Genomic DNA, 9,121 nt, shown 5'->3' with positions numbered 1-9,121 from the left:
GCGACAAGCGGGAGAGTAGGTCGCCGCCAGTTTTTATTCAAAAGTCTCATACAGTATTTGTATGAGACTTTTTTTATGCCCTTTTTTTACCTTCTCTTTCCTTTTCCTTTTCCTTTTCTTTTTCCTTCTTCTTTATTCTTTCTTCTTTGTTCTTTGTTCTTCTTTATTACTGTCAGGCTTGTCTACTCTGCTATTCTATTCTCCTGTTCAAAACTATTGAAACAACGATACTGCCGGAACTGGATTACAGACCTTCCAAAAGTTTAAACTAAGATTTAATGAAGTTTAAGAAGCTAATTCAAAATTTATACGAGCCTTTGAATCAGAATGAGATTAAGTAATATATTATTGGACATTTTCTATAGCATGGATTTATCTGAAAATAGATTCTTTATCAAGTCGTATAAAACACTCTAAAACAGTATTAATCCCAATAAAAAACCGCCTTGATGACAAAGCGGATATACATTACTTGAAATTTTTAGTAAAAGCTATTACTCTAAGATTATATATTAATAGGAAAAGAATGGAATTGGTTTCTCTATCAAGTTAAAAGAAAAGATACTATTAAGCTAATTTGATTTCATCAAAATTTCTAAAGCCGTTCAGAAAATCTTTTAAATTCATTCTTTTTTTGCCTTCTAATTGTACTTCTAGTGGAAAATATACTCCATCTGTAGTATAGATCTTAAACTCGCTTTTTGAAATTTCTAAACTTCCGCTTTCTTTGTGATGATCGGCAATTTCATATTTTCCTGAAAATATTTTTAAGCTTTTATCTTCTTCAGAAATTTTTAAAACTGTAAAAGCAGCAGGGTATGGAGACATTCCTAGAATAAAGTGATGGATTTCTTTAGAACTTTTCTTCCAATTGATTTTTGTATCTTCTTTAAAGATCTTAAAGGCATTTTTAGGATTACTAACCTCTGGCTGTGCCTTTTCTCTAATTGAGTTTTCGGCGAGACCATCAAGCGTTTTTATGACAAGATCAGCTCCGATCAACATCAATCTATCATGAAGGCTTCCTGCATTCTCATCGGGCAAAATAGTAAGTTCGTGCTGTAGTAGAATATTTCCTTCATCTATTTTTTCATTAATAAAAAAAGTAGTTACTCCTGTTTTTTGTTCACCATTTATAACAGCATAATTAATAGGTGCAGCACCTCTGTAATCTGGCAAAAGTGATGCATGAAGATTGAAGGTTCCCATTTTAGGCATCTCAAATAGAACTTTTGGCATCATCCTGAATGCAACTACCACAAAAATATCAGCTTCTAATTTTTTCAATTCGTCTAAAAATTCGGGATTTCTTAATTTTTCAGGCTGAAAAACGGGAATGTTATTTTCAACCGCAAAAATTTTGACAGGTGATTGGTTTATTTTTTGTCCTCGTCCACTGGCTTTATCGGCAACAGTTACGACACCTACAACTTGGTGATGAGATTTGTGAATGGCTTCCAATGTATGTTTTGCAAACTCCGGAGTGCCTAAAAATACTACTTTCAGTGATTTCATTGTACAAAGATAAAGTTCCTTATTATAAGGAAAAAATGATCGGTTCTAAATTTTAAATTTATTTATCATTAAAAACTATGTTAAAGCATAGGTTTTAAAATTGAGCATTCTTACTTTTCCTGAATCCAGAAGATAAATTAAATGCTCCAGAATGTTTTCTTTAGAATGGAACTGCAGCTGAATAGAAATTTCCTCTATAGTTGAAGATTTTTTGCTTAGTACCCGTATGATTTCTTCAGAAATATTCTTTCCGAATATTGATTGTTTATTTTTTTCACAGACAGTACATTGACCACAGTTTTTTGAATTTTTTTCTCCAAAATAGGACAGGATAAGTTTTATCTTGCAGTATTTGGTATCCTCTACTAAAAACTTCATTTCTTCCCATTTCTGGATTTTATTTTTCTGGATATGTTCGAAAAGTTTCCAGTATATTCCACTATTAGCTCTTTCATCTCTGGGTTTTAGAAATTTGATACTCGCTAAAGCACCATCAATATATTCCAGATAGTTTTTTTGCTGCATTTCTTTTAATCTTTCTTTGATTAAATGAGCACTGATACCAATTTTACTGCTCAGATTTTGTTCGCTAAACATTATTTTATGACTTGTAATCCCTGATAGCGAACGAAGAAGTAATTCAATAAAATAAGCATCTTTTGAAGGAAGCTGATCTATTTCAGAATGATTGATCAAAAGCTCTACAGAAGATAAGCTTTTGTTGTTATTATAGTAAATAATCTCCTGTGTGTGCAGGAAATTGAGTACATTCTTGATTTTTGCCGTTGATAATTTTGTAAAATTCTGTATGCCAGTTGTGTTGAGCTGAAAAACTTTTTCAGGAAGTTCAAACTCTGCGATCTGAAATTTTGAGTATAAATAGCTGATAATCTTTAGAAATTCTGCTTTATTAGGAATCTGATTTTTTAAAATCTGATCGAAATTTGATAGCTCCTGTTGATTCCATAACAGAAAAGCAAAACTTTTTTTACCATCTCTTCCGGCACGACCAATTTCCTGATAATAATTTTCTATTGACTGTGAAGGTGATAAGTGAATTACAAAACGGACGTTGTCTTTATCAATACCCATTCCGAAAGCGTTGGTAGAGATCAATACATTCTCATCGCTGTTATTCCAGAAATTCTGTTTTTCGTGTTTTTCTTTGGCAGTAAGACCGGCATGGTAATAGTCTACATTCTGTATCTTATTTCGATGCAGATATTCTGTAAGTAACTCGGCTTCTTTTCTTGTTCTTACATAGATAATTCCGGATTCTTTAGCATATTTCAGAATATTAAAAACCTTTTGATATTTATCTGAAATTTCTTCTATAAAGATTTTAATATTGTCTCTTTTGAAGCTTTTCTGAAATACATTAGGATTCTTAAGCTCAAGTTTATTTTTTATTTCATTTAAAACTTTGGGTGTTGCAGTAGCTGTTAATGCTAAACATGGAATTTCAGGATTATTCTTCCTAAAATCTTTTATGTTCTGATAGCTAGGTCTAAAATCTTGTCCCCATTCTGAAATGCAGTGCGCTTCATCTACTGCAATAAATGAAAGTGGTATTTCTTCAATATTTTGTACAAATTGTCTGTTGGTTAACCTTTCAGGAGAAATGTAAAGTAACTTTGTTAAGCCATCTTTGCATCGATTGTAAATTACTTCAGCATCAAATTCATCAAGATCAGAACTCAGATATTCTGCTTCAATTCCTCTGAATTTTAACTGATTTACCTGATCTTTCATTAATGCCAGTAAAGGGGAAATTACCAGGCAGGTTCCATGTTGCAAAAGTGCAGGTAACTGATAACAAAGTGATTTTCCTGCGCCTGTAGGAAGCAGAACAAGTGTATCTTTTCTCTGTATAATAGAATCTATAATTTGTTCCTGAGTATCGCGGAAATGATCATAACCCCAAAAATGCTTGAGGGTTTTATTTTTCAATTCATTAAAATCTTGAGAAGAAATCATAAGTAAATGTAAGGAAAGAATTTAAACAAAAAAAGCCACGCATTGCGTGACTTTCTATAATACTATAGTTTATTATTTAGCTTCAAAATAAACTCTTCTGTTTGCTCTGTTTTTCCATTCAGGACATTTTGTAGCCGGGTCACATTCAGGATATTTAAGGTCTTTTTCACCTCTTCCTACTGCATTCAGCTTAGAAGCATCAACTCCGTTTTTGATTAAATAGCTTTTAACGCTGTTTGCTCTTCTTTCGGAAAGTTTTTGGTTATATGCATCAGAAGCTCTGGTATCAGTCGCTCCAATTACCGTATACGAACCATTAGATGAATTAATATAATTTACTGCATTGTTTAGAATCGGAGTATTATTTGGTAAAATTCTGTCAGAATTTAAATCAAATTCAATTCCTTCAAGATTCATTTCACTTATCGTAACCCCACCATTATTTGGTAATGGTTCAGGAGTTAATGGACAACCTTGGTTTTCTACCGGTCCAGGAACAGTAACACACTTATCGTAAAGGTCAATTACCCCATCTAAATCTGTATCAAGAGCTACACCAGCACCATCAACTCTTGCTCCTGCAGGAGTATCAAGCTGTCTGTCCCAGTCATCACACACACCATCATTATCTGCATCACCTTTTTTACAAACTTCAATATCCTGATTTTTGTCAGCCAAAACATCAAGCTTGTAGTACATTTCTTGTAGCGGGTCGTGCCACATCAAGTGAGATTCATGTTTTCCTAGCTTCAAAGACAGACCTAAAGTTGCATTAAAGAAGTTATCTGAAATCTGGTCTTCTCTCTTATTGATAGAGCTATATTGTGCACCACCACCATCAAATTCATCATCACCTGTATAAACATACATTAATCTTGTTTCAAGATCTAATCTTCTGTTTACTTTAAATTTAAGACCAGCTCCGGCTTGTCCGAAGAATGATCCTAATTTGAATGGTTTTATTTCTGTAGCTAATCTCTGACCATTAAGATCTTTTTGATAAGCTCTGTATGCTAAAGTTCCAATACCTGCATAACCGTGTAATGCCCATCTGAAAGTAGATTTGTTATCAACTCTTCTTAATAAATTTGAAAAGTTAATATCACCTAACAAAGAGATTGCATCATACTGAGTTCTTGCACCTACCTGTTGATAAGTTGAACCCGCAGGAGCAGAATCTTTTGTATTGAACCAACCTTGTCTTGTTTCTCCTCTGTCATACTGTAAATTGATACCAAAAGCATGAGTAATGGCTTTATCAATACTTATATAGGCAGAATACCCAAAAAGGTTTTTACCGTTACCGTTTTTAATAGAAGTTAAATCTCCTGACTGAAGTAATGGAACACCCGCTCCGGCAGAAATTGCCCAGTCATTAAACCTTTTTGATTTTTGTGTAAAAGGAGATACATTGGCAGATCCGGAGGAAAATGTATTGGGATAAGTATCATTAGATACTACCATTATTGAATCTTGTGCATAACTTGCCGTAGGTACAGCTAGAGCTAATGCAACAATGGCTAAACTTAATTTCATAGTGTATTTTTTATTTAGTTAATTAAATGATTGTTATTTAGATTTAAAATAAACTCTGCGGTTTGCTTCATTTTTCCACTCAGGACATTTTGTAGCAGGATCGCATTCAGGATATTTCAAATCAGATTTTCCACGACCTTCGGGGATTAACATACCTGCTGGAACGCCTTTACCTGTAAGATAAGAAACAACAGCATTAGCTCTTTTTTGAGATAGTGTCTGATTATATTTTTCTGAACCTCTTGTATCTGTAGCACCAATAACTAAGTATTGAGTATTTTTATCTAAAGTTTTGATAACTTCAACAGCATGGTTTAACTTATCAAAAGATTGTGGTCTTATTTTGTCACCATTTAATTCAAATTCAATTCCTTCAAAATCTTTATTGATTGTTTCTTCGATTGTGGGACCCATATTCTGTACAATTGGAGTAGTAGGACATCCTTGGTTATCAACAGGACCAGGAACTGTTACACATTTGTCATAAAGGTCAATTACACCATCTAAATCCATATCTAAGGCTACCCCTGCTCCGTCAACTCTTGCTCCGGCAGGAGTATTAAGTTCACGATCCCAGTCATCACATACACCATCATTGTCATTATCTCCTTTTTCACAGACAACTAATTCTGTTGATGTATTTTCTAAAACATTGGCTCTGTAGTATACTTCCTGTAAAGGGTCGTGCCATGCGAGATGAGAAATATGTTTTCCAAGTTTAAATGAAAGACCTAAATTGAATGAGAGCATTGAGTCTGAATAAGAATCATTGATCAGGTTATAATTTATTCTGTCTCCGGTCGGTGTTTCTAAAGCTCTCCCTTCGCCACCGCCATCAAACTCTTCGTCAAAACTGTTCAGATACATCACTCTTCCTTCAATATCAATAAGTCTTGATATTTTGTACTTCAATCCTACACCGGCTTGCATGAAGAAAGATTCAATACCGAGTTTTTGATCAATCATGATTGGAATTCTTGGAGGGTTTGTACTCCATCTTGAAGTATCATTGTCAATGAGTTCTGTGTTATAACCCATGAAGCCAATTCCTGCATAACCATGTAAAGCCCATCTGTATGGGGAATGATTGTCTACACGTCTTAGAAGATTAGATAAATTTATATCTCCTAATATTGAAACCTGCTTAAACTCTGTGTAAGCATTAGCAAGTCCTGCAGCGGGGTTGTTGGGTAACATTCCTCTTTGGTTTGTTTTACCCATTTGGTACTGTAAACTCAATCCAAAAGTATGGGAAATCTGTTTGTCAAGACTTACATAAGCATTCCAGCCCCAGTTAATTTTACGATCATAAAAAGAAGTAAGATCAGCAAAAGCCATAAATGCAGGACCTCCTCCTACAGATATAGACCAGTCGTTAAATCTTCTCGCTTTGTTGTCAAATTTCTGAATGTCTGCGGATCCCGATGAGAATGTATTAGGAAATTCATTAGTAGAATTTACGGCAATACTGTCCTGCGCATAAGTAGCAATAGGCAATGTAGCCAATAATAATAAACCTAATTTCATACAATATGTTTTATGTGTTGTTTTTTAAATAATATCTTTTAATAAAAATTTGGAAAATTCTCTATCGTTAAGATGTCTCTGGTGAGGGATTTCTAATCTTTCTGATGAGAATTTCAATTCATTAAACTTTACAATATCAATGTCAATTACCCTGTCTGTATAAATTTTTGTGACCGACGAGTCGTTTTTTCGACCCATACTTATCTCAATTTTTTTCACATAATCAAGCAGTTGAACGGGTGATAAATGAGTCTGTATTATCGTTGCAATATTACAAAAAATATTAGAACTGACAAACTCTACCGGTTCAGATATTAAATATTCACTTTTTTTTAATATTATATTGTCCTGGGATATTGCTTCCAAAGCCTCATCAATATTATTTTTTGTATCACCGATGTTACTTCCGAGTAACAAAACTGCTGTATGTTGCGACATATTAAAAAATGATTATTTATGAAGAGTTTCTTTAAAAATGTATTAGCAAATATAGTAGCTATTGTTATACTATGCTTCGTATTTTTCTTCTTTTTTGTGGTAATGATTGCTTTCGGATCAATGAGCAATAAAGAATCTGTAAAGGTGAAGAAAAATTCTGTTCTGACTATTAATCTTAAAACAGATATTATAGATAGTCCTACAGAAGAGCAGCAAAGTATTTTTGATATTAACAGCAAAAGCACAAATATTCTTATTTATGATGCTATAGAAGCCATTCAGAAAGCTAAAACCGATGATAATATAAAAGGAATAAGTATAGAGGTTGATAATCTGAATGCAGGTATTACTCATATAGATGACTTAAGATCCGCTATTGAAGACTTCAAAAAAACCGGAAAATTTGTTTATGCTTACGGAAATGCGGTTTCTCAGGCTTCTTATTATCTGGGTTCTGTTGCTGATGAATATTATCTGAATCCTGCTGGTGGAATTGAACTAAAAGGACTTTCTACGGAAGTTATTTTTTTTAAAGATTTTGCTGAAAAATATGGAATAGGGATTGAAGTTATTCGTCACGGAAAATTTAAATCTGCGGTTGAGCCCTTCTTAAGAAATGATATTTCACCTGAAAATCAAGAACAGTTAAGTACACTTTTAAATGATATTTGGGGTAACACTTCTTCTAAGATCGCTGCATCCAGAAAAATGAACACAGAAGATTTCAGAATGGTGGTTGACAGTCTTTATGGTATGATTCCTGATCTTACTGTGAAATATAAACTGGCAGATAAACTGATCCAGAAAACTGAATATGATAACATTATCCGTAAAAAGCTTGCTCTGAAAGAAAAAGATAAGCTTAATAAAATTACATTACATAAATATGTAGATTCTTTTAAAGATAAAGATTCGGATAATGAAAAAGTAGCAATCTTATATGCTTCCGGTTCTATAAACAGTGGTAATGAGTACAACCAGATTTATTCTGAAAAATATATTAAATACATAAAAGAATTACAGGAAGATAAAAAAGTAAAGGCGGTTGTTCTAAGAATCAATTCTCCTGGCGGAAGTGCAAATGCGTCTGATGAAATTCTTTTTGAGCTTCAGCAATTGAAAAAAAAGAAACCTTTAATTGTTTCGTTTGGTGATTATGCTGCTTCCGGCGGTTATTACATTGCAATGGCAGCAGATAAAATTTATTCTGAACCTAATACTCTTACAGGATCAATTGGTGTATTTGGTGTCCTTCCTTATTTCAAAGATATTGCTAATAAAAACGGAGTGCGTTCAGATATTGTTTCCACTAATGCCAATTCAGCTTATTATTCTTCTCTTCATGGTCTTACACCTTATGGAGTTAATCTGATGACGAGAAGTGTGGAAGGTACTTATAAAAGGTTTGTACATTTTGTAACTCAAAACAGAAATAAAACTTTTGAGCAGGTAGATAATGTAGGTGGAGGAAGAGTCTGGAGCGGAACACGTGCTAAAGAGATTGGTCTGGTCGATGAATTGGGATCTCTTCAGGATGCAGTGAGATTTGCGGCTCAGAAAGCTAATTTAAAATCTTACAAAGTATCTTCTTATCCGAAAGAAGTAAGTGCATTTGAGCAGTTTTTCAGTAATATGAATGAAGATGATATTTCTGCAAAATTAATTAAGAATAAAATTGGAAAAGCCAATTATGAAATATTGCAGCAGCTTACTGATGAAAAATTAAAATCTGAGGTGAAAATGGAGATGCCTTATAAGATTAATATCAAATAAAAAAAACAATCCCGGTTTGAATTTCAAATCGGGATTGTTTTTATAAAGTATTTAAATTACTTTTTTGTAACCATTCTGTAAATTGCCAGTAATAAAACTGAACCTCCGATAGCTACCAGAAAACTTGAGAAGTTGAACCCTGTAACATCAACTCCGAAAATCATTGATCCGAGCCATCCTCCAAGCATTGCTCCCAGAATACCAATAATGATTGTTATGATCCATCCTCCCGGATCTTTACCGGGGTGTAGTGCTTTTGCGATTGCTCCTGCGATAAGTCCGAAAATTATCCATGTTAAAATTCCCATAGCTTAAATTTTTAATGTTAAAAAGTTGGTTTAAATTTGTTCTCAGA

Annotated in this window: 7 protein-coding genes; 1 reads left to right on the top strand and 6 read right to left on the bottom strand. The window is 33.4% G+C overall.

Annotation, left to right across the window (positions count from 1 at the left end):
- Nucleotides 1-567 precede the first annotated feature (567 nt).
- From fmt to folK, 5 genes are all read right to left on the bottom strand, one after another.
- Nucleotides 568-1,515, bottom strand: a complete 948-nt coding sequence (gene fmt, locus FNE73_RS15265) for a methionyl-tRNA formyltransferase (RefSeq protein WP_143885421.1) — start codon at nucleotides 1,513-1,515, stop codon at nucleotides 568-570.
- 75 nt (nucleotides 1,516-1,590) lie between these two features.
- The gene (locus FNE73_RS15260) at nucleotides 1,591-3,492 is read right to left on the bottom strand and encodes a RecQ family ATP-dependent DNA helicase (protein WP_143885420.1); all 1,902 of its coding nucleotides are present in this window, start codon (nucleotides 3,490-3,492) and stop codon (nucleotides 1,591-1,593) included.
- Nucleotides 3,493-3,564: 72 nt separating this feature from the next.
- A complete protein-coding gene (locus FNE73_RS15255) occupies nucleotides 3,565-5,028 on the bottom strand; it encodes an OmpA family protein (RefSeq protein ID WP_143885419.1) in 1,464 nt (487 codons plus the stop codon).
- 33 nt (nucleotides 5,029-5,061) lie between these two features.
- The gene (locus FNE73_RS15250; RefSeq protein ID WP_143885418.1) at nucleotides 5,062-6,555 is read right to left on the bottom strand and encodes an OmpA family protein; all 1,494 of its coding nucleotides are present in this window, start codon (nucleotides 6,553-6,555) and stop codon (nucleotides 5,062-5,064) included.
- 24 nt (nucleotides 6,556-6,579) lie between these two features.
- Nucleotides 6,580-6,993: a 2-amino-4-hydroxy-6-hydroxymethyldihydropteridine diphosphokinase gene (folK, locus tag FNE73_RS15245; RefSeq protein ID WP_143885417.1), complete on the bottom strand. Its 414-nt coding sequence runs from the start codon at nucleotides 6,991-6,993 to the stop codon at nucleotides 6,580-6,582.
- Nucleotides 6,994-7,011: 18 nt separating this feature from the next.
- Here folK and sppA point away from each other — a divergent pair, with 18 nt between their 5' ends.
- Nucleotides 7,012-8,766, top strand: coding sequence for a signal peptide peptidase SppA (gene sppA, locus FNE73_RS15240; protein ID WP_143885416.1), 1,755 nt, complete (start codon nucleotides 7,012-7,014; stop codon nucleotides 8,764-8,766).
- A 56-nt stretch (nucleotides 8,767-8,822) separates the two neighbouring features.
- Here sppA and FNE73_RS15235 read toward each other — a convergent pair whose 3' ends face one another.
- Nucleotides 8,823-9,074, bottom strand: coding sequence for a GlsB/YeaQ/YmgE family stress response membrane protein (locus tag FNE73_RS15235; RefSeq protein WP_143885415.1), 252 nt, complete (start codon nucleotides 9,072-9,074; stop codon nucleotides 8,823-8,825).
- Nucleotides 9,075-9,121: the final 47 nt, after the last annotated feature.

This window comes from Chryseobacterium binzhouense, assembly GCF_007474545.1.
Taxonomy (GTDB): domain Bacteria; phylum Bacteroidota; class Bacteroidia; order Flavobacteriales; family Weeksellaceae; genus Chryseobacterium; species Chryseobacterium binzhouense.
This window is presented reverse-complemented; position numbering and strand designations above follow the sequence as displayed.